At 60.6% G+C, this 22014-nt stretch carries 21 protein-coding genes; 11 read left to right on the top strand and 10 right to left on the bottom strand.

Annotated elements, in window-relative coordinates:
• Window positions 1-80: 80 nt before the first annotated feature.
• The 4 genes from AC1DXN_RS29685 to AC1DXN_RS29700 form a co-directional block, all read right to left on the bottom strand.
• A complete protein-coding gene (locus tag AC1DXN_RS29685) occupies window positions 81-908 on the bottom strand; it encodes an SDR family NAD(P)-dependent oxidoreductase (RefSeq protein ID WP_477278010.1) in 828 nt (275 codons plus the stop codon).
• A gap of 108 nt (window positions 909-1016) precedes the next feature.
• Entirely contained in the window at window positions 1017-1502 is a 486-nt protein-coding gene (locus AC1DXN_RS29690; RefSeq protein WP_477278012.1) for an acetone carboxylase subunit gamma, read from the bottom strand.
• Entirely contained in the window at window positions 1499-3703 is a 2205-nt protein-coding gene (locus tag AC1DXN_RS29695) for a hydantoinase B/oxoprolinase family protein (protein WP_477278014.1), read from the bottom strand. Before AC1DXN_RS29695 ends, AC1DXN_RS29690 begins: the two co-directional genes overlap by 4 nt.
• 12 nt (window positions 3704-3715) lie before the next feature.
• Window positions 3716-5845 (bottom strand): hydantoinase/oxoprolinase family protein, encoded by a 2130-nt coding sequence (locus AC1DXN_RS29700; protein WP_477278074.1) that lies wholly within the window; start codon window positions 5843-5845, stop codon window positions 3716-3718.
• Between the two features lie 160 nt (window positions 5846-6005).
• Here AC1DXN_RS29700 and AC1DXN_RS29705 point away from each other — a divergent pair, with 160 nt between their 5' ends.
• Entirely contained in the window at window positions 6006-6788 is a 783-nt protein-coding gene (locus tag AC1DXN_RS29705) for a helix-turn-helix domain-containing protein (RefSeq protein WP_477278016.1), read from the top strand.
• Window positions 6789-6839: 51 nt separating this feature from the next.
• On the opposite strand, the gene AC1DXN_RS29710 is transcribed toward AC1DXN_RS29705, so the two are convergent.
• Both AC1DXN_RS29710 and betI read right to left on the bottom strand, forming a co-directional pair.
• On the bottom strand, window positions 6840-7187 hold the full coding sequence (locus AC1DXN_RS29710) for a hypothetical protein (RefSeq protein WP_477278018.1): 348 nt from the start codon (window positions 7185-7187) through the stop codon (window positions 6840-6842).
• 421 nt (window positions 7188-7608) lie between these two features.
• The gene (gene betI, locus AC1DXN_RS29715) at window positions 7609-8241 is read right to left on the bottom strand and encodes a choline-binding transcriptional repressor BetI (RefSeq protein ID WP_477278020.1); all 633 of its coding nucleotides are present in this window, start codon (window positions 8239-8241) and stop codon (window positions 7609-7611) included.
• Between the two features lie 85 nt (window positions 8242-8326).
• Between betI and AC1DXN_RS29720 the strand changes: the two genes are divergently transcribed.
• Entirely contained in the window at window positions 8327-9406 is a 1080-nt protein-coding gene (locus AC1DXN_RS29720; protein WP_477243185.1) for a helix-turn-helix transcriptional regulator, read from the top strand.
• Window positions 9407-9415: 9 nt separating this feature from the next.
• On the opposite strand, the gene AC1DXN_RS29725 is transcribed toward AC1DXN_RS29720, so the two are convergent.
• Window positions 9416-10810, bottom strand: a complete 1395-nt coding sequence (locus tag AC1DXN_RS29725) for a flavin-containing monooxygenase (protein WP_477278022.1) — start codon at window positions 10808-10810, stop codon at window positions 9416-9418.
• Between the two features lie 257 nt (window positions 10811-11067).
• Between AC1DXN_RS29725 and AC1DXN_RS29730 the strand changes: the two genes are divergently transcribed.
• The 3 genes from AC1DXN_RS29730 to AC1DXN_RS29740 are packed head-to-tail and all read left to right on the top strand — an operon-like array spanning window position 11068 to window position 13530.
• Window positions 11068-11844 carry an SDR family NAD(P)-dependent oxidoreductase gene (locus tag AC1DXN_RS29730; RefSeq protein WP_477278024.1) on the top strand — a complete coding sequence of 259 codons (777 nt, stop codon included), beginning with the start codon at window positions 11068-11070 and terminating at the stop codon, window positions 11842-11844.
• Window positions 11841-12641, top strand: a complete 801-nt coding sequence (locus AC1DXN_RS29735) for an SDR family oxidoreductase (protein WP_477278026.1) — start codon at window positions 11841-11843, stop codon at window positions 12639-12641. Before AC1DXN_RS29730 ends, AC1DXN_RS29735 begins: the two co-directional genes overlap by 4 nt.
• Window position 12642: 1 nt before the next feature.
• Complete coding sequence (locus AC1DXN_RS29740; protein WP_477278028.1) at window positions 12643-13530, top strand: SMP-30/gluconolactonase/LRE family protein; 888 nt, start codon at window positions 12643-12645, stop codon at window positions 13528-13530.
• Window positions 13531-13632: 102 nt separating this feature from the next.
• Here AC1DXN_RS29740 and AC1DXN_RS29745 read toward each other — a convergent pair whose 3' ends face one another.
• Complete coding sequence (locus AC1DXN_RS29745; protein WP_477278029.1) at window positions 13633-14085, bottom strand: cupin domain-containing protein; 453 nt, start codon at window positions 14083-14085, stop codon at window positions 13633-13635.
• A 273-nt stretch (window positions 14086-14358) separates the two neighbouring features.
• Between AC1DXN_RS29745 and AC1DXN_RS29750 the strand changes: the two genes are divergently transcribed.
• Window positions 14359-15249: a LysR family transcriptional regulator gene (locus AC1DXN_RS29750; protein WP_477278031.1), complete on the top strand. Its 891-nt coding sequence runs from the start codon at window positions 14359-14361 to the stop codon at window positions 15247-15249.
• Between the two features lie 288 nt (window positions 15250-15537).
• Here AC1DXN_RS29750 and hemN read toward each other — a convergent pair whose 3' ends face one another.
• Window positions 15538-16887, bottom strand: a complete 1350-nt coding sequence (gene hemN, locus AC1DXN_RS29755) for an oxygen-independent coproporphyrinogen III oxidase (protein ID WP_477278076.1) — start codon at window positions 16885-16887, stop codon at window positions 15538-15540.
• Window positions 16888-17041: 154 nt separating this feature from the next.
• Here hemN and AC1DXN_RS29760 point away from each other — a divergent pair, with 154 nt between their 5' ends.
• Entirely contained in the window at window positions 17042-17770 is a 729-nt protein-coding gene (locus AC1DXN_RS29760; protein WP_477278078.1) for a Crp/Fnr family transcriptional regulator, read from the top strand.
• Between the two features lie 125 nt (window positions 17771-17895).
• On the opposite strand, the gene AC1DXN_RS29765 is transcribed toward AC1DXN_RS29760, so the two are convergent.
• Complete coding sequence (locus tag AC1DXN_RS29765) at window positions 17896-18306, bottom strand: hemerythrin domain-containing protein (protein WP_477250219.1); 411 nt, start codon at window positions 18304-18306, stop codon at window positions 17896-17898.
• Window positions 18307-18559: 253 nt separating this feature from the next.
• On the opposite strand from AC1DXN_RS29765, the gene ccoN reads away from it, so the two are divergent.
• Genes ccoN through ccoP form a run of 4 tightly spaced genes read left to right on the top strand, consistent with a single transcriptional unit; the run spans window position 18560 to window position 21942 of the window.
• Window positions 18560-20170, top strand: a complete 1611-nt coding sequence (gene ccoN / locus AC1DXN_RS29770; protein ID WP_477278033.1) for a cytochrome-c oxidase, cbb3-type subunit I — start codon at window positions 18560-18562, stop codon at window positions 20168-20170.
• Between the two features lie 11 nt (window positions 20171-20181).
• On the top strand, window positions 20182-20913 hold the full coding sequence (ccoO, locus tag AC1DXN_RS29775; RefSeq protein WP_184871873.1) for a cytochrome-c oxidase, cbb3-type subunit II: 732 nt from the start codon (window positions 20182-20184) through the stop codon (window positions 20911-20913).
• A gap of 13 nt (window positions 20914-20926) precedes the next feature.
• Window positions 20927-21076 carry a CcoQ/FixQ family Cbb3-type cytochrome c oxidase assembly chaperone gene (locus AC1DXN_RS29780; RefSeq protein ID WP_023759205.1) on the top strand — a complete coding sequence of 50 codons (150 nt, stop codon included), beginning with the start codon at window positions 20927-20929 and terminating at the stop codon, window positions 21074-21076.
• Window positions 21077-21078: 2 nt separating this feature from the next.
• Entirely contained in the window at window positions 21079-21942 is an 864-nt protein-coding gene (gene ccoP / locus AC1DXN_RS29785; RefSeq protein ID WP_477250191.1) for a cytochrome-c oxidase, cbb3-type subunit III, read from the top strand.
• The last annotated feature ends 72 nt before the right edge of the window (window positions 21943-22014 follow it).

Consider the following 22014-nt stretch of genomic DNA (forward strand, 5'->3'; position numbering starts at 1 on the left):
TGCGCAAATCCAATGGCACTCCCAGCATCCACAGGGCCGCCATGATGGTCCATGAAGGCCGCAACCATCCTGGAAAAACGCTACCACAACGCTCCGCCGGTGATCTGGATGTTTTCCATGGTGATGCCCTTGGCCAGATCCGAGCACAGGAAGACGGCGAGTGCCGCAATCTCCTGCGGCTGCAGCATGCGTTGCTGCGGATTGCCCCTGGCGATCTCGGCCATCGCTTCCTCGGCCGTGCGCCCCTTGCCCTCGCGCTCGACGACCTGCGCTACATTGCGGCGCATCAGTTCGGTCTCGACCCAGGTCGGGCTGATCATGACGCAGGTGACGCCGTGCGCGGCCCCCTCCAGCGCCACGCAGCGGGTGAGCCCGAGAAGGCCGGCCTTGGAGGCACAATAGGCCGGGTTGTCCTTCCAGCCGACAGAAGCCGCCGTCGAGCCGATGTTGACGATGCGGCCCCAACCGCGCGCGATCATGCCAGGCAACACGGCGCGGGTGACACGAAAGGCGCCGGTCAGATTGGTGTCGACGATCTTGTCCCACAGCGCGTCGGAATGACCACAAACCGGCTGCTCGGCGGTGGTGCCGGCAGCGTTGACCAGAATGTCGGCGGGCCCGATAGCCGCCTCGGCTTCAGCCCAGAACCGGTTGGTCACCTCGCTGTCGCGGACATCGAGATGAGCCGCATGAACCTTGGTGCCATGGGCCGACAGGGCGGAGCGCACACGCTCGATTTCATCGGCGCCGGGATAATAGGCGGCATCGGATTTCTCGGCGCCGGCGGGCGCAACGTAGGAACCGACGGCAACATTGGCGCCGACTTGGGCAAGCGCCGTGGCAATCGCAAAACCCATGCCGGAAAACCCGCCGGTGACGATCGCGCTGCGGCCGGAAAGGTCTGTCATAGGCAATGGGTCTCCGATGCCGAAATCTGATGCGATAGTTTTAGACCTATGCCGGCACCGGTGACGAGCGCTACCTTGCTTGCGACGCGGTTCACAAAACCAATGCCCTCATAGAGGTTTGCCCAGCCATTCGCGATAGAAGCCTTCGAGGTCGGGTTCGAAATCATGGACGATCGGATAGCCCGGTGCCGCCGCCTCGACCTCATGCAGCGTGCCGCATTGCGGGCAGATGAATTCGCGGATCTCCATCCATTCGGGATCGGGGAGATCGCTGTTGGGATAGATCTCGCGCAGCGCCCCCTCGGTGTTGCGTACGTTGATCGCGGCCTTGAGCTTCCAGTTCTTGCGGTAGTCGCCAAAGGAATGGCCGCATTCGCAGCGGGTGATGCGCTCATCGCCGCTCTGGCAGATGAACAAATGATCGGAGACCGGCAGCAGGATGGGATCCTTCCAGGCAACGCGGTCCTGATAGACGGCGACCATCTTGAAGAAGCGGTCATCGTCCTTGTAGGTGCTCATGATGCGCCGCGTCTGCGGCCAGGGCAGCTGGCCGGCGGCCAGATCGCGGATGACTTCCTTGCTGTATGAGGTCATGGCTTTGCTCCCGGCATGAAGATCGATCTGGCGTCGACGTTCCAGAACTCGCTGAAATCCCTGGTGAAGCGCGACGACAGCTTGATCGCGCTGGCGTACATTTTCTTCACCTCGGGCGCGAATTCGGCCTTCTCCACCCGGCCACGCTCGGCGGCGATCCAGTCTGTGACAGGGATCGCCTTGGCCAGGCGCTCTCTGCGCATGGCGGCACGGCGTTCGACCGTCGCATCTATGTCCGCGACCGGATAGCCATCGGCATCGTCCTTCAGCACGATGCCGAAAACGTGGTCCGCCGCCTCGCGGGTGAGAAAGCCGTTCTCGACATCCCACGCCGTCTTGATCGGATCGCGCTCCAGCACGTCGCCATAGCCGCCGCCGCCATTGTAGGAATGGCTGAAGATGTCGCCGGACTTGTGCGGAGATGTGATGTAGGGGCCCTCGACCACGACATGGTCGCCGCCGATGTTCTTCTCGTAATCGGAGACATGCGGGTCGATGCCGGGCGCATGCGCCAGCGGCGCGCCTTTTGCCGCCAGCTCGTGGATGTTGGAATTGCGCACCGCGCGATGCTTCTGGCAGGTCGGCGCCGGATAGCCGCCGCACATGCCGCCATTGTCGAACACACGCGAGGAGTGCTCCGAGGTGTGGAGCCTGAGATGCGAGGTCTTGTTGATCAGCCAGGTCGAGACGAACGAACAGCCGCCGCGATACTTGCCGGCGCCGCCCGAGTTCGGCACGATCGAGCGGCCGATATAGACCATCGGCATCGACTGTTCCCAGACCTCGATATTGCCCATGTCGGATTCCGGGTTCCAGCCGACATAGGCGGTGTCGAGCCCGTCCTTGATGGCGAGCGCGCCGGAGCCGGCGGCGGCGCATTCGAAATGCGCCATGCCGAACGGCGTGCCGTACTGGCTTTCGCCGCCCATCTCGATCATCGGGCTGTTGACTTGGCCGACGAAGGCTTCCTCGACGAAGCCGCGCGCCACGAAGCTGCGCGACAACAGCCGCTGGAAGACGCCATAGGCCGGCAGCAGCAGGGCCCACGAGGTGGCGGTCGCCACCATCTCGTTGTCGGGATTGGTCCAGGTGCCATGCGGCAATTTCAGCTCGGTCGCCATCCAGGCGCCGTCATTGACCAGCCCTTCGAAATTCATGTGCTGGGTCAGCGTGACGAACATGCCGCCATCCATGCCGGCCGGCGTGCAGTTCATCGAATGGTAGCCCCAGGCCTGCGTGCCCTCGAAGTCCATGGTGATCTTGCCGTCGGTGGTGATCTCCATCTCGATCGGGATGTTGTAGAGCCAGTCGGGATCACCGAGCAGCTGGAAGCCGGGCTTGCCGGCAGTGACATGGCCGTAAAAGGTGTGGCCGCGATAGATGCCGGGCACGGTGAGCTGGCGGGTGCGGGCGAGCTGGGCGCGGCGGCCTTCCTCGATGAACTCCTTCGACACCTTCATCCAGTAGTCGAGGCCGATCTCGGAGATCAGCTGCTTGACGCTTTCGCGCATGTCGATACAGGAGGCGACCTTGGCCTTTTCGTCGAGCACCCAGTAGATCGGCATGCGCAGATTGCGCTCGCAGCGGATGACGTAATCGCGGCGGATCTCGTCATTCTCGCCGATCTTTTCGGCGCAGACGAACAGGCCTTCGGTGAAGCGCTCCTGCGCGAGACAGACGTCGCCGCCAGGGGTGATGCCGCCGGCTTCCAGCTCGTGGCAGACGGCGCCAGCCCAGCCGACCAGCGTGCCTTCATGGAAGATCGGCACCACGTCCATGACATCAGGCACCTGCACGGTGCCGATGAAGGCGTCGTTGTTGGCGAAGATATCACCTTCGCGGATCTTCGGGTTTTCCTCGTAATTGTTCTTGATCATCCATTTGATGAAGCGGCTCATCGTATGGACATGCACCATGATGCCGTTGGAGAGCGCGATGGCGTCACCCTCCGGCGTGTAGATGGCGACCACCATTTCGCCGACCTCGCGCACGCCGGGCGAGGCGGAGATGCGGCGGGCCATTTCGCGGGCCGAGACGCAATAGGCGCGCAGCTTGGTGTGCAGCGTCTCGAATTTCAGCGGATCCTGGTTGCGCAGTGTGAGTTCAGTGATGCCGTCATAGCAGCCGGTCTCTTCCATCAGCCGCTCGGAATCGAGCAGTCTTTCGCGAAGGCGCAGGGCCGAAGCAGGTTTGTCCAACATGGCGGTGCCCTCTCAAGCGTGGGTGTAGTGCAGCAGCGTCCATTCATCGACATGGACACGGTCCTGCGGATGAACGACGAGCGTGGTGGCGGGATGTTCGATGATGGCCGGGCCGATCACTTCATGGCCGGGTTGCAGCAGGTCCATCTCGTAGAGATTGGCCCTGTGCCAGCGTCCGCCAATATAGGCCTCGCGCACGCCCTTGTGGGCGGCTGCCGGGTCCGACTTGCCGAGTGGCCGCTTGAGCAGCACCGGTTTGACCTTGTCGGCGGTGGCGATAAGGCCAAGTTCGGTGATTGTAAAGCCGGCCTCGCCATAGCGCGAAACGCGGTGGTTAACCTTGGCATAGACCGCTTCGAACTCGTCGATGACCTTGCGCATGTCGTCGGCCGAATTGACTTCGGCCAGCGGCGCCATCACTTCGACATCCTCGAGCTGGCCGGTGTAGCGCATCATCAGGAACGGCACGGTCTTGATCTTTTCGCGAGCGTGGCCATCGGCAATCATCTCGTCGACCGCTGCCTTGGTCAGGTCGTTCCAGACCGTGGTGACCTTGGCGCCGAACGTGGCAAGTGTGGCCTCGTCGGCGCGCGACGGGATGTCGTGCTGCGTCGACACCGAATGCCGGCGCATGAAATCGGCCGTGGTGCAGCCGAAGGCGGAGAAGGCGGCGGCGAACTGAAAGGTGATGATGTCCTTGAAGCCGATGCCTCTGGAGCAACCGGCCAGATGCAGCGGGCCGGAACCGCCATAGGAGAGCAGCGTGAATTCCGAGGGGTGGATGCCTTGGCCGGAAATGACGCGACGCAGCGCATTGTTGGCGTCGGACTCCAGCATGTCGATCATGCCTTCGGCGGCCTCCTCCAGCCCGACGCCCAGTATGTCGGAGCATTTCTCCTGGAAGGCCTTGCGCGCCTTTTCGACCTGCAGCACGACCTTGCCGCCGAGGAAATAATGCGGGTTGAGGCGGCCGAGAATGGCATCGCAATCGGCGATGGTGGGTTCGGTGCCGCCGCGATCGAAGCAGATCGGGCCGGGATCGGAGCCAGCACTTTCCGGCCCGAGCGAGACTTTCTTGGTCAGCGGATCGACCTTGAGGATCATGCCGGCGCCGGCGCCGATGGTGTCGAGATGCAGCGTCGGCACATTGAGCTTGAAGCGGTCCATCAGCGGCTCGTTCTCGATCCGCGTCTGGCCGCGCGTGATGACGCCCATGTCGAAGGAGGTGCCGCCCATGTCCGAGCAGATCAGCGAGTCGTTGCCGATAAGCTTGCCGACATAGGCGGCACCGAGGATGCCGCCGATGGGGCCGGAGATCATGGTTTCATGCAGGCGCGGATGGTTGATCGAGGTCAGGCCGCCGAAGGAGAGCAGCGTCTGCACGCCATATTTGAAACCGTATTTTTTCGAGACGTCCTCGATGCCTTTGAGCTGCTTGCGGCCACGCGAGGTGGCGTAGGCCTCGATCAGCACCGAGTTCAGCCGCGACTGCTCGCGGATGACCGGGCGGACTTCATGGCTGGTGTAGACGATGATGTCGGCGCCGGCCTTCTCGACCTCCTGACGGCAGATCTCGGCGATGCGTTTCTCGTGCACCGGATTGACGTGCGAAAAAATGGTCATGATGCAGATCGCTTCGACCTTGTCGGCGATCAGCTTCTTCGCAGCAATGACGACCTCATGCTCGTAGAGCGGCAGCACGATGTCGCCGAACTGGTCGATGCGCTCGGTGACGCCATGGGTGCGGCGGCGCGGCACCAGCGGATCGGGATGGTGATGGGTCACAGCATGCAGCCGGTCGGCATAGGAATAGTCGGCCCAGGCCTGCAGGCCACGGCCCATCAGGATCATGTCCTCAAGGCCCTTGGTGGTGATCAGGCCAAGCCGACGGCCGGTGCGCGACAACAGCGTGTTGAGCATGCCGGTGCCGGAATAGAGCACGACGTTGACGCCGGAGAAGAGCTGCTCCAGCGAGATGCCCCAGGCATCGGCCGCGTCTTCGGCCGAGGCCAGAAAGCCCTCGGCTTCGTTCTTCGGTGTCGTCGCCGACTTGCCGATCTTGAAGTGGCCGTCCTGATCGACAAGGATCGTGTCGGTCATGGTGCCGCCGGCATCGATGCCGATGACGATGGGATTGCCAATGATCGGCGGATTGCCAACGATGGGGCCGGCGGGATTGGGCTGGGTCACGGTCGCCTCGGGATGTGGTCTAGGATGACGCAAGGCTAGTTTGGACAGGCTGCCTCGCGCCATATGCCTAAAGACACAATGACGGTTGGGCCGGGATCGCCGAGAAAAGGGCATGCGCATGGGCAATATCTGGGCGCCGCTCGCCAAGGCGATCGCCGCCACCGGCACGGACAGGCATGTCGACTGCCTGATCGATCTGATCGGCGCCGACATTGCGCACGACCTCGTCACCGTGACGCGCTATTCGGCGACGCAGACGCCGGAATTCATCAAGCACCGGCGCTTTTCGGACGAGATGGTCCAGCGTTATCTCGCCAGTTATTATGTCTTCGATCCGTTCTATGCCTCGTGGCGGAGTGAGCGTCGGCTCGGAATCATGCCGCTGAAGGGGCTTGCCGACGATGCCGCCAAGCGCGGCCAGTACATAGCCGGCTTCCTGGCGCAGTCGGAAATCTGCGACGAGGTCGGCATCATGCTTGCCGATGGCGGCGACTGGTGCCTCGGCATCTTCCTCGACCGCTCGACCAATTCGTTCAAGGACAGCGAAATCGCCCAGCTGGAAGAGCGGCTGCCGGTGTTCGAGGCGCTGCATGCGCTCGACATTACCGCGCGCGGCGCGGACTTTTCCCGCACATCGGCGCCGACCGGCCCCGGGGCTTCACCGCGGCAGGAGCCCAGCATCCCGGCGAGCCTGTGGCCGGAACTCTCGCAGCGGGAGCGTGAACTCGTGCAACTCATCCTGGCCGGACACCCGACCGCAAACATCGCCGAGCGGCTCGGCATCACCGTCGGCACCGTCAAGAACCATCGCCGCCGCATTTACGAGAAGCTCGACATCACCACCGAGCGGGAACTGTTTTTGCAGTTCTTCCAGCATCGGGAATCTGCGAACTGACATGTTGCCCCGGAGGTTGGCCGGAGCGCGACCCAGCAGACGCGTCTTTGATTATTGCTTGAGGAACGAGCCCGTGTAGGTCTGGCCAGAAAGCGCAACGGTTGCGGCCAGGGTTCCGTCTGACTGCATCACAAAGCTGAGGTCCGCGCCATTCGGGAGGCGCCCAAGCTTCAACGTGGTCCCTATTATTCTTCCGGCGCCGGCGGCCTCTCCCGGATAGTTGTCGGCCAGATTTCCCCACGCATAGGTGACCGTCACCTTTCCGTTGGAAGAAATCGTCTGAACGGCAAGTTTGGCTTCATACATCCCTTCCAATCGCCCGGCCCATAGACCCGAAAAGGCAGCGTACTTTGCTGGAATGCCCTTGCCAGGGGGCGTGATCGCCACGGATTGATCCATGAGTGCCGAACCGGAAGAAACAGCGGCAGGAGCCAAGGCAGGTTGGGAAGGATTGGGACCAGGTCCTAGCCCAGGTTCGACAGCGGCAGGTTGCTGCGTTTCAGGGGCAGTTTGGCACGCGACCAGGGCAAGGGCCGAGAAGCCAAGCATTGCGTTGCATAATGGGTGTGCCATTTTCTGTACCCCCGGCCCATCTTTGACTCTGAGCGCAGGCCGACCTTATCACTCGTTTTCAGCCGGCCAAGAAGCACCGAACGCCGACCGCTGGCTGATGGGGGAGGCGCCGCGGGCAGCCCAGCCAGGAGGCTGGCCGTGATCGCCCTAGCTCAAACGACGCCGAACCTCTGTCTGGAAAATTCCGCGCGCCTCGCTCTGCTCAACTCCAACCGGCTCAAGCAAGCCCGGCAATGGAGACGGTCAACTAGCGCAGTTGCTGAACAGCAGCATGAGTCCGGGAGAGATGTTCGTGCCATTCTAGATGCGGGATGCGATGGGCCAGATAATCGGCCATTTGCACCAAGGCTTCCGATGCGGTCAGCTGGCCTGGATGCAGCCCCTGCCTGAGCCAAAGCCCGTCGATAAGTGTCGTTATGCCAAGCGCGACAGTTTCCCGTTCGTCTGCTGGAACCAGTGCCGACAGTGCGGTCATCAAGTTCGAATGCATGCGGGCATGAACGACGCGCTGGATACGCGCCAGCTGTGGCTCGCGCGGGATTTCGGCGCAAAGGGCAAGCCAGGCGCGACAGATCCCGGGCGTGAAGAACGCCGTGCTGAAATTGCCTTCGATGATCGCCCATAGCCGCTGATCAGGGCTACGTGCAAGGCGCATCAGCCGGATCACTTCATCGCGCAGCAAAGCATTCGAGTGCCGCATGGCATGCTCGAACAGTTCCTGCTTGGTCTTGAAATAGTGGTGGACGATGCCCTTGGACGCGCCCGCCTTCTGCGCAACCTTTTCGATGGTTGCCCCGCCCATCCCCTCCGCCTGGAGGACCTCATAGGCGGCATGGCGCAGTTCTCGGCGTCGAATATCGCTTATTCTGGTCAGGCTCATGCGTCGATATTGACATATTTGGCCAATGGGATCAATACTTGGCCAGACGACCAATTTTCAAGCCAATCAGCCAAGGAGGTGAGACATGAACGTTCTTTCTCCGGTACGTGCCGATGCTCGACACCAAGCCTTGTCGTTGAATGCCTTCGAAGTTCCGCGGAACATGACCGGGACGGGATTTTGGGACGCGATGGAGCGTGCAAGTGCTGCCATAGGCGGCGAGGCTTTCTATGACCGGCTGCTGGAGGTGCTGACATCATTGGTCGAAGCCGATCTCCTGTCGTTGGTCCGCTATTCAAGTTTTGGCGCGCCAGACCTCGTGATCCCTCGTCAGATCAGGACTGAGGTTGCAGCGCCTTATGACTCTGGTCTCTATGCGTTCGACCCTTTCCATCATTACTGGCGAACAGTCGCCGCGCCTGCCGTCAAATCATTGCGGGGACTGGCACCGGCGGAATTGTGGAAGAGCCGCTACGCCCTGGAGTTCCTGCGCGCCGCAAGAATCAGCGATGAAATCGCGGTGTTCTTGCCGCCAATCGGCGGCGCCAGCCCGACGCTTATTCTTGACCGGGCCGCAGGTGAATTCACCGCCGTTGAGATCGCGCGCATCGAGAGCGTTTTTCCGCTTTTGGCGGGGCTGCACAAAGCGCACCTCAAGGCAATCATCGGCCGTGGCCTGGTCGACCATTCGACCGAGAAACCGTTCCGACTGATCGACCGCAGCGGCAAGGAGCTCGCCGCCAATCGCGCCTGGAGGACGCTTGAGGCTGATCCAAATGGCGGGCTCACTGAGGCTCTGGCGGACTTGGCCAGCCCCGGCAGAACGCAGACAACGCTTGCCGACGGCCGGCTCATCATCAGGTCTCCCCTGGCTACGGATTTTGGTGTTGCTCCGGGAGGCATGTGTGATCAGGTGGAAGTGTCCGCCCTGCACGCTCCGAGCGGGCAAGACGACGGCTGGCTTGCCTGCCTTACCCACCGCGAGAAACAGATTGTGATGCTCACCCTGGAAGGGCATCCGATCGCCAGCATAGCCGGCCGCCTCGGCCTCAAGCGCGGCACCATCAAGAACCATCGGCTTCGCCTCTACCAGAAGCTCGACATCACCACCGAGAGAGAACTCTTCCTCACCTACATGCAACATCTGCGAGCACCTGGAAGATGATACCCGTGTTCACTCGGCTGCAGCGGGAACTTCGGTCTCAGCAAGGCTAGGCACCGGCAGTCGTGTGCGTCCGAAGCCAAGGGCACGCGCTCGCTTCCGGCCGCGCCGCAGCTCACCGTCCAGTTCGGCAAAATAGATGTCCTGATCGAGCTGCATCGTGTGGCGCGCCGAAGCGTAATAGCGCGCCATGTGCTTCTTCTCGTCGGCGATGATCATGCGTGACTGTTCCTCCACGTCCGGCAATGCGTATTCACCCGACAGATAGGCCGCGATCCATTTCGCCTGGCGCTCGGCAAGCGCGAACAGCGTGATGCTGGGTTGGGCCAAAGCGATGAAGAACAGGTTCGGGATGCCGGGCTTGAGGACGCGCTTGAAGAGAGGCAGCCGATTGCCGGGCGCCGATATGAAAGACGGATCGAAGAACGGAAAACTGACCCTATAGCCGGTGGCCCAGACGATGATATCGATCTGTTCGCGGCGCCCGTTTTCGAAAACGACGCTGTCCCCATCGAGCTCTCTGATCCCGGGCCGAATCTCGATATCGCCTGAAGCGACCAGAGTCGGGAAGGTGTCCGATACCGAGATATGAGCCTCGAAGACGCGGTGGTCCGGTTTCGGCAGACCGAAGTCCTCCATGTAGCCAACTGCGAAATGGAATATCCGACGACCGACCCAGCGTTGCCATGACAGCGGCAGCCAGGGATAGAGCTTGCCCTTGTCGGCCGGCTTTCCGAGCAGAAATCGTGGAAAGATATGCGCGCCGCGCCGCGTGCTCACAAAGAGCCTCTTCGATATGTGGCGGGGGCAAAGCTCGTTGGCGATGTCCATTGCCGAATTGCCCATCCCGACGACGAGAACGCTTTTGCCTCTGAAGTCGATCGGGGTGAATGGGTCGCGATAGCCATGCGAGTGAATTTGCGTGCCGTCGAAATGGCCTGGATAGGCTGGGTCCGGCAAGCGGGAATCCCAGTGATGCCCATTGCAGACGAACAGGGCATCGTAAGAGCGCGTCTGGCCGTCGCCCAAGCGAATCTGCCATGTTCCCTGGCCGTCACGTGTGGCCTCGGTGACTTCGGTGTTGAGCCTGACTTTGCCTGACAGGCCGAAGTGCTCCACATAGGCCGTCAGATAGGCCAGCACTTGCGTGTGGTGCAGATAGTGAGGCGTGTCGGCAGGCATCGGAAAGTCCGACAGCTGCAGCTGCAACTTCGACGTATCGATGTGCAGGGAGCGATAGGCTGCCGACTTCCCATTTGGATTCTCGAATGCCCATTGGCCGCCAATCCGGTCGCTCATGTCAAACCAGTCAAAAGGGATGCCGCGTTCGGCAAGCGCCTTGGCGGTGACGATCCCGCTGCAGCCGGCCCCGATGATGCAGCATTTGGGAAGAGTATCTGGCTTCATGGCAAAGGCTCCCGGCAAAACAATCTTGGATGTGCCGGAAGCCTAGTTCACGGAGCGCGGCTCCAACAATGGTGCCGACGGTCACCATAAACTATGCGCCGACACGTTTGGGCGCGTTGCCGCGAAGACTTCGGCAAACGGCGGCCCAGCCGCAGCAGAGGCCCTCCGCAGATGGTGACCGTCGGCACCATTGTTGGCGCCGCGCTCTGTGCAATACGCTTCCGGCACATCCAAGATGCTTTACCGGGAGCCTTGCCATGACACTCAATCACTCGCCGCAGGGGAGGTCGTCTCCCCAATTCCAGATGCCACCGCTTCTTGTTGGACGTCGTGCTGTCGTGACCGGCGCGGGACGCGGAATTGGCAAGGCGATTGCCGATGCTTTTGACCAAGCCGGAGCGACAGTCGTCCGCCTCGATATCAATGCATCCGACGCCGTTCGCGGCTGCGATGTCGCCGATGAAGACTCAGTGGTGCGTGCCTTCATGGATGTGGCCACTGAGGGCCCTATCGATGACGTCGTTCACGCAGCCGCCATTGGCGCCGTCGCTGCGCTGGCTGACATGTCGGCGGCGGATTTCCGCCGCGTACTGGACGTGAACCTGACCGGCGCCTTCCTGGTTGCGCGAGAGGCGTCGCGCCATTTGAGCCGCGGCGGAAATCTGGTCCTTGTCGCGTCCCAGTACGGCCTCAAGGGCTGGCCCCTGTGGGGAGCCTATTGTGCCTCCAAGGCCGGCGTCTTGAGGCTTGCGGACACGCTTGTCGGGGAACTCGCGCCGCAAGGCATACGCGTGAATACGATTTCGCCCGGCAGCGTCGACACGGAGATGGTCGCAACAACGACGGCCAATATTGCACGGCAATCGGGAACTGATGCCGCGGCTATTCGCGCCGGCTATGAGGCAGCTATCCTGATGGGCCGTTTCGCGCAACCCCAGGAGATTGCCTCGGTCGCCGTGGCACTCTGCTCAGGCCTCTGCTCGTATGTGAACGGATCCAATATCGTCGTGGACGGCGGAGAGCTTTCGCGATGACTGCAGCACCATCGGCAGCCGCCAAACCGCCGCAGCGGGTCATGATCACCGCGGGCGGCTCAGGCATAGGATGGGCGATCGCGAAGGCGTTCGCCGACAATGGCGCCAAGGTTCATATTTGCGATGTCGACGAGCGGGCGCTGGACGAAGTCACCAGGACATATCCTGAGATCGCCGTCAGGCGGCTCGATCTGACGGACGAGGCAGCGATCGACCGCTGGTTTGATGATGCCTTGGGTGACCTGAACGGTCTCGATGTCCTGGTCAACAACGCCGGCACCAAAGGGCCGACCGGCCACGTCGAAGAAATCAGGTTGGACGACTGGCGCGCATGCCTGAGCGTCTGTCTCGATTCGCAGTTCCTCTGCGCCAGACGCGCCACGCCCCCTATGAAGACCCAACGTTCGGGAAGCATAATCAATATCTCCTCAACCGCCGGGCTCTACGGCTACGGCCTTCGCACGCCCTACGCCGCAGCCAAATGGGCGGTGATCGGATTGACCAAATCTCTCGCCGTCGAACTCGGCCCCTACGATGTGCGCGCCAACGCAATTTGCCCGGGCTCCGTCGATGGCGCTCGCATGCAGCACGTGATCAAGGCCGAGGCCGAAAGCCGTGGCGTCTCGCTCGACATCGTCCAGACGGAATACGTCCAGTCACAGTCGATCAAACGCTTCGTGAAACCGGAAGAGATCGCCGATATGTGCCTCTTCCTTGCCTCGCCGGCCGCGAAGATGGTGACCGGCCAGGCCATCGCCGTCGACGGCCATACCGAGACGTTCCACATCGGGAGCTGACATGCCGACGGGCAATTCAGAATGGCAGATCTATTCTCAAACGCGCGACCGGCTGGGCGAGAGCATCTTGTGGCATCCGGCGGAGCAAGCTCTTTACTGGATCGATTTTTACGGCCCACTCGTCCATCGCCAAAAGGGGGGCCGCGGCGTGGTCGAAAGCTGGAAGATCGATCTCGGGGAAACGATCGGATCGCTCGTCTTTGGCGATAAGGGCCGCCTTCTTCTCGCCGTTGATCACGGCCTACACCTTCTCGATACCAGCACCGGCAAAACTCGCTTCTTCGCCGATCCCAAAAACGGGAAAATGAACCTGGCCTACAATGACGGCAAGGTCGACCGCGCCGGACGATACTGGATCGGAACCTACGATCTCTCCGAGAGGGAGCCCGGCGCGGCTTTCTATCGGGTGGGATTGGACGGCACGGCGGAAGTGGCCGACAAAGGTTTTGTCATCTGCAATGGCCCGGCCTTCTCATCCGACAATCGCATGCTCTATTTCAGTGACACGGTCGGCCATCGCATCCTCTCCTACGACCTCGACCGGGACGGGAAAATATCCGGCCGTCGGATCTTCTTCACCTTTGCAAACAATGACGGGATGCCAGACGGCCTCGCGGTCGATAGCGCCGGCAATGTCTGGTGCGCCCTCTATGGCGGCGGCAAAGTCGTGTGCATTGATGCCAGGGGAACGCTTCGAAGGTCACTCTATTTACCGGCCACTTTCGTAACCAGCCTCTGTTTCGGCGGACCGGAACTGAAGACGCTGTATGTGACGACCGGTTGGAACAGCAGCACGACGGAAGCGACCAAGATGAGCGATGTGGGCGGCGCGGTTTTCATGCGGCCGGTCGATAGTCCAGGCCTGCCGGAGCCTGTCATTATGCTCTAGGCTGCAACCCAATCAGACCATTGATTGGTTTGAGTTTTCGCGATCCAAGCTTGAAAACAGCGTAAACGCCTCCACCCCTTTTAGTGTGCCGATGTAAGCAGACTAATCGTTTGCTTCTTGCGGAAGAAAATCCACTTCATGCTCGGCGGAGGCGCGGACAACGGCTTCCACATCCGACATGTTGTGCAAGACCTTGAAGAGGTCGTGCAGCTTGCGGGCGGGGGATACCCAGAACAGTGCTCTCGCCGGCCTGTTCGATTTGTTGAAATAGCCGTGAGGCACACCTCGCGGCATGCGCACGAGATCGCCTACCTTTGCGGTCGTCCATTTTCCGTCGAGCTTCAGTTCGAGCTGGCCCTCCTGAACGAGAATAAATTCATCCTGCGTAGGATGAATGTGCACGGGCACAAACTGACCCGGGTTGGAAATCGCTTCGAACGCGAAAGACGTATCGCAATCCGCCTTGGGGAAGTATCTCTGGCCCAGAATATCCCATTCCACGGACTCGAAACCCTCTCCAGCACGCGTAATTCCGCCTTCCAAATCTTTTGTCATTTCGCCCTACATTCGATGTGCACCTTCTTGTCAGGCTATTATCTCGGCCTGTTACGAGACAAGTTGCGAAGATCGTCAATCACTGTCCTGAAAAAATGGACAATCTGCAGGGACGCACTTCGGCGAATTGGCTCTGCCTGAGCGCTGGAGCGAGGTCGGAACCTTGGCTGACTGCGCGCATGAATAATTGGACAATGTCCAAAGAATGCTTTTATTGTTTGAGAATTCTGCCTAATTTCTTTCGGGAGTTCCTAATTTCTTTCGGGAGTTCTCATGGACAAGCTGACCGCAATGCGCACGTTTGTGGCGGTTGTGAATGCCGGTGGCTTTTCCAGTGCCGCTCAGGCACTGGCGGTTCCGAAGACCAGAATTTCACAAAGAATCCAGGACCTTGAGGCCGCTCTATCGACGCGGTTGCTCTATCGAACGACGCGCGTGGTCTCACTCACGGAGGAGGGGCGCATCTATTTCGAGAAGTGCAATCAGATCCTCGATGAGATCGATACCACCGAACAGGCCTTGAGCGGCGTGGGCGAAGTCCCGTCGGGTCGACTTCGGGTATCGTCGCTGAGCCAGGTCGCTCGCGTCCTTCTCCTGCCGAGATTGGCGGAGTTTTACGCCTCATATCCGAATGTCTCACTTACCTTGTCGGCCTCTGACCGCATCGAAAATCTCAACGAAGCCGGATTGGACTGTGCCATTCGAGGTGGGAGCCTGGAGAGCTCAACCCTGATATCTCGACACATTTGCGATGTGAGTTTTGGGCTCTTTGCTTCTCCCGATTGGGTGCGGAAGAACACACAGCTGAAGAACGTCGGTGACCTAGGCTCGGCAGAATTGATTAAGGTTCTAAGCCAGCGAGACGGTGCTGCTCGCGACTGGGAACTCACCGGGCCGGACGGCACCGTGAAAATCGATCGGCGTGCGCGTTTGGAAATCGATGACGACCAAGCGGCGCTCGATGCTGCGCTCGGTGGGGTTGGTATTGCTCTATGCGCCGACTTTGCAGCACTTCCTCATGTGGCCGAGGGCCGGCTCTGCCGTGTCTTTCCCGAATTGTCAGCCTCGTCACGGCCGATCTATGCGATCTACCCGACGCGGCGTTATCTTTCGGCAAAGTTACGCTGCTTTCTCGACTGGGTCGAGACAGTCTTCGGAAGCTGAATTCTGGATTGTTATCGCGACCTGGCGCCACAACTGCCTTCGCGTAAAGTTGGCAGGCGACTTTTGCTTCTCTTGCGCCTTCGGATACGCCGGCGGCGTTCATTCCCCCGTGGGGATCTCTCGCGCGCGTTTGGCAGTTGCAGCAATGGCCTTGTTGAACAAGGGTTGCAATCCGTTGTCCGATTGCAGGCCCAGATCGCGGCGCCGCCGGCCCTAACCGCATGGCGTGTCCTGGCACCCGCATCGGCCCGTTCAAGGCCGGCGAACATTTCTAACGGGAGCCAATGCTCAGACCGCCACCGAGTGCCTGGCTTTGCCGGTTTCGAAATATTTGTCGAACTTCGCCGCGATGCTCCTGACAAAGGGCCGACTTTCCGCCGGCACGACGAAGCGGTCACCGTCAAGTTCAAGCAACCGCGCAGGATCGTGAAGGGCGGTGGAACTCGCTTTGACGAGAAGCCGTTGACCGGCTTCGCCAAAGCGCTCCAGCAGGTCGATCGCGGAGAAGCCGAAGTCACACATCAGCCGCTCGATGATCCAGCCGCGAACGCGATCGTCGTCAGAAAACGCAATCCCGCGGACAGCGGCCAACCCGCCGTCCGCGACCATGCGCCCATACTCGGTGGTCGAAGGCATGTTCTGTGCATAGCCCTGCCGAAATTGGCTGATGGACGATGGGCCGAGGCCAATCAAAGTTTCGCAACGATCCTCGGTGTAGCCCTGAAAGTTCCGGTGCAAAGTCCCGGCGCGCGCCGCAATCGCCAGCGCATCGCCCGGTTTGGCGAAATGGTCGAGCCCGATTGCCTCGTATCCATTGTCTACAATCGCCTGCGCAGCCAGTTGCGACTGGGCAAAGCGCTCCGCGGGTCCCGGCAACCAGGCCTCGTCGATCATCGTCTGATGTTTCTTGAACCACGGTACATGCGCGTAGCCAAAAAGCGCGATCCGATCCGGTTCCAGCGTCAGTGCCTGCGCGACCGTAGAAGCGACGCTCTCCCTGGTCTGGTGCGGCAGGCCGTAAAGCAGGTCCAGATTGACCGATTCAACGCCGCGCGAACGAACGCCGTCAACCACCGTCTTGGTCTGCAGGAAGCTCTGCTCGCGGTTGATTGCCTTCTGCACCTTCGGATCGAAATCCTGAACGCCGAGGCTCGCCCTTGTCATGCCGATTTCGGCCAGTGCATCAAGGCGGTCATCGTCCATGTCGTTGGGTTCGATTTCGACACTGATCTTCGCGTCGGGAAGAAAGGCAAAGCTGTTGCGCAGGACGCTTCCCAGCGCCACTATATCGCTAGGTTTGAGCATCGTCGGCGAGCCGCCGCCGAAATGGACGGCACGCACGCGGCCCTTGCCTGCGACAAGATCGGCTACGGTGGCGATCTCCGCATGCAGCGAGCGCAGATAGGTGGTCACCGGCTCGTAATGGCGTGTCTGCTTGGTATGGCATGCACAGAACCAGCAAAGCTTGTCGCAGTACGGGATGTGCAGATACAGCGATATTTCGTCGCCCTCGTTGAGGGCCTGAAGCCAGCCACGACAGACGGTAGCGTCAACGCTTGCGTTAAAATGCGGCGCTGTCGGGTAGCTCGTATAGCGCGGCACGTTCTCACCAAGTCTGGCAACTAATTCTGGCCGCATGTCTCTATCCGCTCCATCTTGCATGGCGCGACACTGGTCACATTGGACGCCGGCAGCCTTGATTTCGGTCAAAGCCATCCACGGACAAACTGCCGCAAGGATTTTCCTGCCGCCGATGCTATCTTGCCGGCATTTGGATCCTCGGACGATCATGATGACAGTGCGTCAGGATGTTCATAGCGCCGGCATTCCCGTGCTTTGCCAATCGTGCGAAGCGCGCCACCATGGCGTCTGCGGAGCACTCGATCCCGATCAACTGGTGGGCCTGGCCAAGACCTCGTCGAAGCATACGGTTGAACCGGGCGTAGAACTGATTGGCGACACTGAGACCGTCGACAGTTATTCGAACGTGCTTTCCGGCGTGGTAAAGCTCACAAAGAGCCTGTCGGACGGACGCCAGCAGATTGTCGGCCTCCAGTTCGCCCCCGATTTTCTAGGCCGGCCCTTCAAGGTGGAAAGCGCTATCAATGCCGAAGCCGCCACCGCCGTTTCCGTGTGTTCGTTTCCAAGGGCCGCCATCGAACGGATGATGAAGGAATCGCCCGAACTCGAGCATCGTCTTCTCAAGCAGACGCTGAACGAACTCGACGAAGCCCGCGACTGGATGGTGACACTGGGGCGCAAGAGTGCTTCCGAAAAGGTGGCGAGCTTTCTCCTGATGATCGCCAGGAACATCGACCCCAGCCTCGATCCAACCGCCCAGTCAACAAGTTTCGATCTGCCGCTGACCCGCGCCGACATCGCCGATTTCCTGGGTCTGACGATCGAGACGGTGAGCCGCCAACTGACCAGGCTGCGATCGGATGGCGTGATCCGGATCGAGAACAACCGGGAGGTCACCGTCGACAACTTGACCCGGTTGCAGCGGCGCTCCGGCGTCTAGAGCAATTCCAGGTAAAGTGTGGAACGGTTTTCCCGAGAAAAGCGCGTAGCGCTTTCCCTTGGGGAATTGCGTCAAAACAAAGAAAGTAGAGGGGTTCGATCGTGAAACGCTGAACCAATCTAGGCTCAATCGACGACCCCGATCATCGGCAAGACGTGCTCGCGTTCAAAGGCGATATGCCGGCGCAAGCTTTCGAAGAAGCCGCGCAGCATGAAGCCGACAGCCTCGGCATTCTCGACCGTCTCGCCATGGCCGATCGCTAGCAGAATCTCAGTCACCTCGCCGGCAAAGCATTCGTCCTCGACGTGCTCGGCGCGCAATCGCCGGGTTGAAGCAAGGTTCGCATCGCTACCGGTCAAAACAGCCTCGTAGACCGGAAAGATGACCGTTTCTTCATATTGATGGATGTTTCGCAACAGCGGGACGATCGCGTTTGCCGTGCTCAGGCATTTCAACCGATCAACCTTCGGCAAGGTGTCGGCGATTCTTTCGAGAGCCTCGCAGAGCTGCAGCTTTTCCAGATGCGCACGTTTCATCACCGCCGCCGGAACCGCTTCCCTGCCATATCGAGCTGCCAGCATCGAATTTTCACGGCTTGTTTCGCTCAGCGACGATCCCAGCTCCTTCTCCCTGTTCAACGGCAGCCTCCTGATCGTTTGTGCGACCGACGCTGCCCAATCCAAAATGAAATGGCCTTGACATAAATCAATGCGGCGATGGGTCGACTGCTGAATTGGTGTCGACGCGGATTGGCGTCCGCGCATCACAATCCGAGGTCGGGGACATCTCATGAAGTTCGGCACTCACATCTTCGCTTTGGGCCTGCTCACATTTGCGGCTCTTGTGGCCGCTGGCTTCGGGGTGGACGAGCCGTTCCGACAGCACATGTGGGTGCTGTTTATTGTGCTGCTCGGTTTTGTCGCCATCCTCATCCGCAACACGAGTTTCGAGGCTGCCGCTCCGATCGACCCTTCCGCCTATATGGACGGGCCAGTCCGCTACGGCACCATCGCCACCATGTTCTGGGGTGTTGTCGGCATGCTTGTCGGCGTGGTCATCGCGCTGCAGCTTGCCTACCCCGATCTCAACATCCAGCCCTGGTTCAATTTCGGCCGCCTGCGTCCGCTGCACACATCCGGGGTTGTCTTCGCCTTCGGCGGCAATGCTCTGCTTTGCACGTCCATGTACGTCGTCCAACGCACCTGCCGCGCCAGATTGTTCGGCGGCGATCTCGCTTGGTTCGTGTTCTGGGGCTACCAGCTCTTCATCGTCATGGCCGCGACCGGTTACCTGCTCGGCATCACCGAGAGCCGCGAATATGCGGAACCCGAATGGTATGTCGACATCTGGCTGACCATCGTCTGGGTCGCCTATCTCATCCTGTTCCTCGGCACGATCCTGAAGCGCAAGGAACCGCACATCTACGTCGCCAACTGGTTCTACCTCTCCTTCATCGTCACCATCGCGATGCTGCATGTGATCAACAATCTGTCGATGCCGGCCTCCTTCCTCGGCTCCAAGAGTTACTCCGCCTTTTCCGGGGTCCAGGACGCCTTGACGCAGTGGTGGTACGGTCACAACGCCGTCGGCTTCTTCTTGACCGCGGGCTTCCTCGGCATGATGTATTATTTCGTGCCCAAGCAGGCGAACCGGCCGGTCTATTCCTACCGACTGTCGATCGTCCATTTCTGGGCAATCATCTTTCTCTACATCTGGGCCGGGCCCCATCACCTGCATTACACCGCCCTGCCCGACTGGGCGCAGACGCTCGGCATGGTGTTCTCGATCATGCTGTGGATGCCGTCTTGGGGCGGCATGATCAACGGCCTGATGACCCTGTCGGGCGCTTGGGACAAGCTGCGCACCGATCCCATCATCCGCATGATGGTGATGGCTATCGCCTTCTACGGCATGTCGACCTTCGAAGGTCCGATGATGTCGATCAAGGCGGTCAATTCGCTGTCGCACTATACCGACTGGACCATTGGCCACGTTCACTCCGGTGCCCTCGGCTGGGTCGGCATGATCTCGTTCGGCGCAATCTACTTCATGGTGCCGAAGCTGTGGAACCGTCAACGTCTCTACTCGCTGCGGCTCGTCACCTGGCACTTCTGGCTGGCGACGCTCGGCATCGTTGTCTACGCCGCGGTCATGTGGGTGTCCGGCATCATGCAGGGCCTGATGTGGCGCGAATACGACGAGCAGGGCTTCCTGGTCTACTCCTTCGCCGAAACCGTCGCCGCCATGCACCCTTACTATGTCATGCGCGCCATCGGCGGAGCCATGTACCTCTCCGGCGCCCTGATCATGGCCTGGAACATCACCATGACGATCCTTGGATACCAGCGCGAGGAGGAGCCTCTACCCGGCTCCGTTCCCGCCCTTCAGCCTGCCGAATAAGGAGCCAGAAAATGGGCTTGATGGACAAACACGCACTGATCGAGAAGAACGCCACGCTTCTTCTCGTCGGCTCCCTCCTTGTGGTGACCGTCGGCGGCATCGTCGAGATCGCACCGCTCTTCTATCTCGACAACACGATCGAGAAGGTGGAAGGCATGCGGCCTTACTCACCGCTCGAACTTGCCGGGCGCAACATCTATGTGCGCGAGGGTTGTTACCTCTGCCACAGCCAGATGATCAGGCCGTTCCGCGACGAGGTTGAACGCTATGGCCACTACAGCCTGGCGGCCGAGTCGATGTACGATCATCCTTTCCAGTGGGGATCGAAGCGCACCGGACCGGACCTCGCCCGGGTTGGCGACCGCTACTCCAATGTCTGGCACGTCGATCACCTTTCCGACCCACGTTCGGTCGTGCCGGAATCGATCATGCCGAGCTACGCGTTCCTTAAAGACGCGCCGATCGATGTGAAGGACTTCTCGACGCATCTGGTTGCCAACGCACGCGTTGGCGTCCCCTACACCGACGACATGATCGCGCATGCCAACGCCGATCTGATGGCACAGGCCGACCCGAACGCCGATAGTTCGGGCCTTGAGGCGCGCTATCCGAAAGCCAAGGTCGGCGACTTCGACGGCAACCCGCAACAGGTCACCGAAATGGATGCCCTCGTCGCCTATCTGCAGATGCTTGGCACGCTGGTCGATTTCAAGAATTACGACGAAGCCGCCGGCTACCGCTGAGGGAGTTTTATTCATGGATTACAATTTGATGCGAGAGTTTGCCGACAGCTGGGGTCTGGTCGCCATGGCGCTTTTCTTTGTCGGCGCAATTGCCTTCGCACTCCGCCCCGGCAGCCGCAAGCTGGCCGACGAAGCTGCCCGGATTCCCCTTGAGGACGAGTGATCATGAGCGACGAGCATATCGATGAAATCTCTGGCATCTCGACCACCGGCCACGAATGGGACGGCATTCGAGAGTTGAACAACCCCCTGCCGCGCTGGTGGGTCTGGACGTTCTACATCACTGTGGTCTGGGCAATCGGCTACACCATCGCCTATCCGGCATGGCCTCTGCTGCACTCGGCAACCAAGGGTGTGCTCGGCTATTCCAGCCGCAACGAGGTCAAGAACGAACTGGCCGTGGCTGAAGTCGCGAAGGGCAAGTATGTCGCGGCGGTAGAGTCGAAGAGCGTCTCGGAGATTGCCGCGGACGATGCGTTGCGCGAGTTCGCCGTCGCGGCCGGCGGCGCGGCCTTCAAGGTCAATTGCGTACAGTGCCATGGCTCGGGCGCCCAGGGCTCGGCTGGCTTCCCCAACCTCAATGACGATGACTGGCTGTGGGGCGGCAAGGCCGAGCAGATCCAGCAGACGATCACGCACGGGGTCCGTTTTGCGTCCGACCCCGACACGCGGCTGTCGGAAATGCCAGCCTTTGGTGACATCATTACCGCTGACCAGATCGCTCAGGTCAGTGCCTACATCGCCAGCCTTTCCGGCAAGGCCCAGGACGCCAGCTTGATCGAGCCTGGCGCCAAGGTCTTTGCCGAAAATTGCGTGGCCTGTCATGGCGACAACGCAAAAGGCAACAAGGAACTCGGGGCTCCCGATCTGACCGATGCCATCTGGCTCTATGGCTCCGGCGAAACAGCCATCGCCGCACAGGTCCGCGCGCCGAAACAGGGCGTGATGCCGGCCTGGGGCGGACGCCTGGGCGAGACCAAGGTCAAGGAACTGGCGGTCTATATCCATTCGCTTGGCGGAGGGGAATAGGAACGGGGCCTATTCCCTGCCTTCACCGTCAAGGCGACGAGGCCCGGCTGGTCCGGGCCTCGACTTGTATTG

The sequence above is a fragment of the Mesorhizobium sp. P2_H9 genome, from assembly GCF_056403215.1.

What these genes read in the sequence shown, in the direction of transcription:
- AC1DXN_RS29685 (WP_477278010.1), bottom strand. Translation starts at nt 908, where the DNA reads ATGACAGACCTTTCCGGCCGCAGCGCGATCGTCACCGGCGGGTTTTCC.
- AC1DXN_RS29690 (WP_477278012.1), bottom strand. Translation starts at nt 1,502, where the DNA reads ATGACCTCATACAGCAAGGAAGTCATCCGCGATCTGGCCGCCGGCCAG.
- AC1DXN_RS29695 (WP_477278014.1), bottom strand. Translation starts at nt 3,703, where the DNA reads ATGTTGGACAAACCTGCTTCGGCCCTGCGCCTTCGCGAAAGACTGCTC.
- AC1DXN_RS29705 (WP_477278016.1), top strand. Translation starts at nt 6,006, where the DNA reads ATGCGCATGGGCAATATCTGGGCGCCGCTCGCCAAGGCGATCGCCGCC.
- AC1DXN_RS29710 (WP_477278018.1), bottom strand. Translation starts at nt 7,187, where the DNA reads ATGGATCAATCCGTGGCGATCACGCCCCCTGGCAAGGGCATTCCAGCA.
- betI (WP_477278020.1), bottom strand. Translation starts at nt 8,241, where the DNA reads ATGAGCCTGACCAGAATAAGCGATATTCGACGCCGAGAACTGCGCCAT.
- AC1DXN_RS29720 (WP_477243185.1), top strand. Translation starts at nt 8,327, where the DNA reads ATGAACGTTCTTTCTCCGGTACGTGCCGATGCTCGACACCAAGCCTTG.
- AC1DXN_RS29725 (WP_477278022.1), bottom strand. Translation starts at nt 10,810, where the DNA reads ATGAAGCCAGATACTCTTCCCAAATGCTGCATCATCGGGGCCGGCTGC.
- AC1DXN_RS29730 (WP_477278024.1), top strand. Translation starts at nt 11,068, where the DNA reads ATGACACTCAATCACTCGCCGCAGGGGAGGTCGTCTCCCCAATTCCAG.
- AC1DXN_RS29735 (WP_477278026.1), top strand. Translation starts at nt 11,841, where the DNA reads ATGACTGCAGCACCATCGGCAGCCGCCAAACCGCCGCAGCGGGTCATG.
- AC1DXN_RS29740 (WP_477278028.1), top strand. Translation starts at nt 12,643, where the DNA reads ATGCCGACGGGCAATTCAGAATGGCAGATCTATTCTCAAACGCGCGAC.
- AC1DXN_RS29745 (WP_477278029.1), bottom strand. Translation starts at nt 14,085, where the DNA reads ATGACAAAAGATTTGGAAGGCGGAATTACGCGTGCTGGAGAGGGTTTC.
- AC1DXN_RS29750 (WP_477278031.1), top strand. Translation starts at nt 14,359, where the DNA reads ATGGACAAGCTGACCGCAATGCGCACGTTTGTGGCGGTTGTGAATGCC.
- hemN (WP_477278076.1), bottom strand. Translation starts at nt 16,887, where the DNA reads ATGCGGCCAGAATTAGTTGCCAGACTTGGTGAGAACGTGCCGCGCTAT.
- AC1DXN_RS29760 (WP_477278078.1), top strand. Translation starts at nt 17,042, where the DNA reads ATGACAGTGCGTCAGGATGTTCATAGCGCCGGCATTCCCGTGCTTTGC.
- AC1DXN_RS29765 (WP_477250219.1), bottom strand. Translation starts at nt 18,306, where the DNA reads ATGAAACGTGCGCATCTGGAAAAGCTGCAGCTCTGCGAGGCTCTCGAA.
- ccoN (WP_477278033.1), top strand. Translation starts at nt 18,560, where the DNA reads ATGAAGTTCGGCACTCACATCTTCGCTTTGGGCCTGCTCACATTTGCG.
- ccoO (WP_184871873.1), top strand. Translation starts at nt 20,182, where the DNA reads ATGGGCTTGATGGACAAACACGCACTGATCGAGAAGAACGCCACGCTT.
- AC1DXN_RS29780 (WP_023759205.1), top strand. Translation starts at nt 20,927, where the DNA reads ATGGATTACAATTTGATGCGAGAGTTTGCCGACAGCTGGGGTCTGGTC.
- ccoP (WP_477250191.1), top strand. Translation starts at nt 21,079, where the DNA reads ATGAGCGACGAGCATATCGATGAAATCTCTGGCATCTCGACCACCGGC.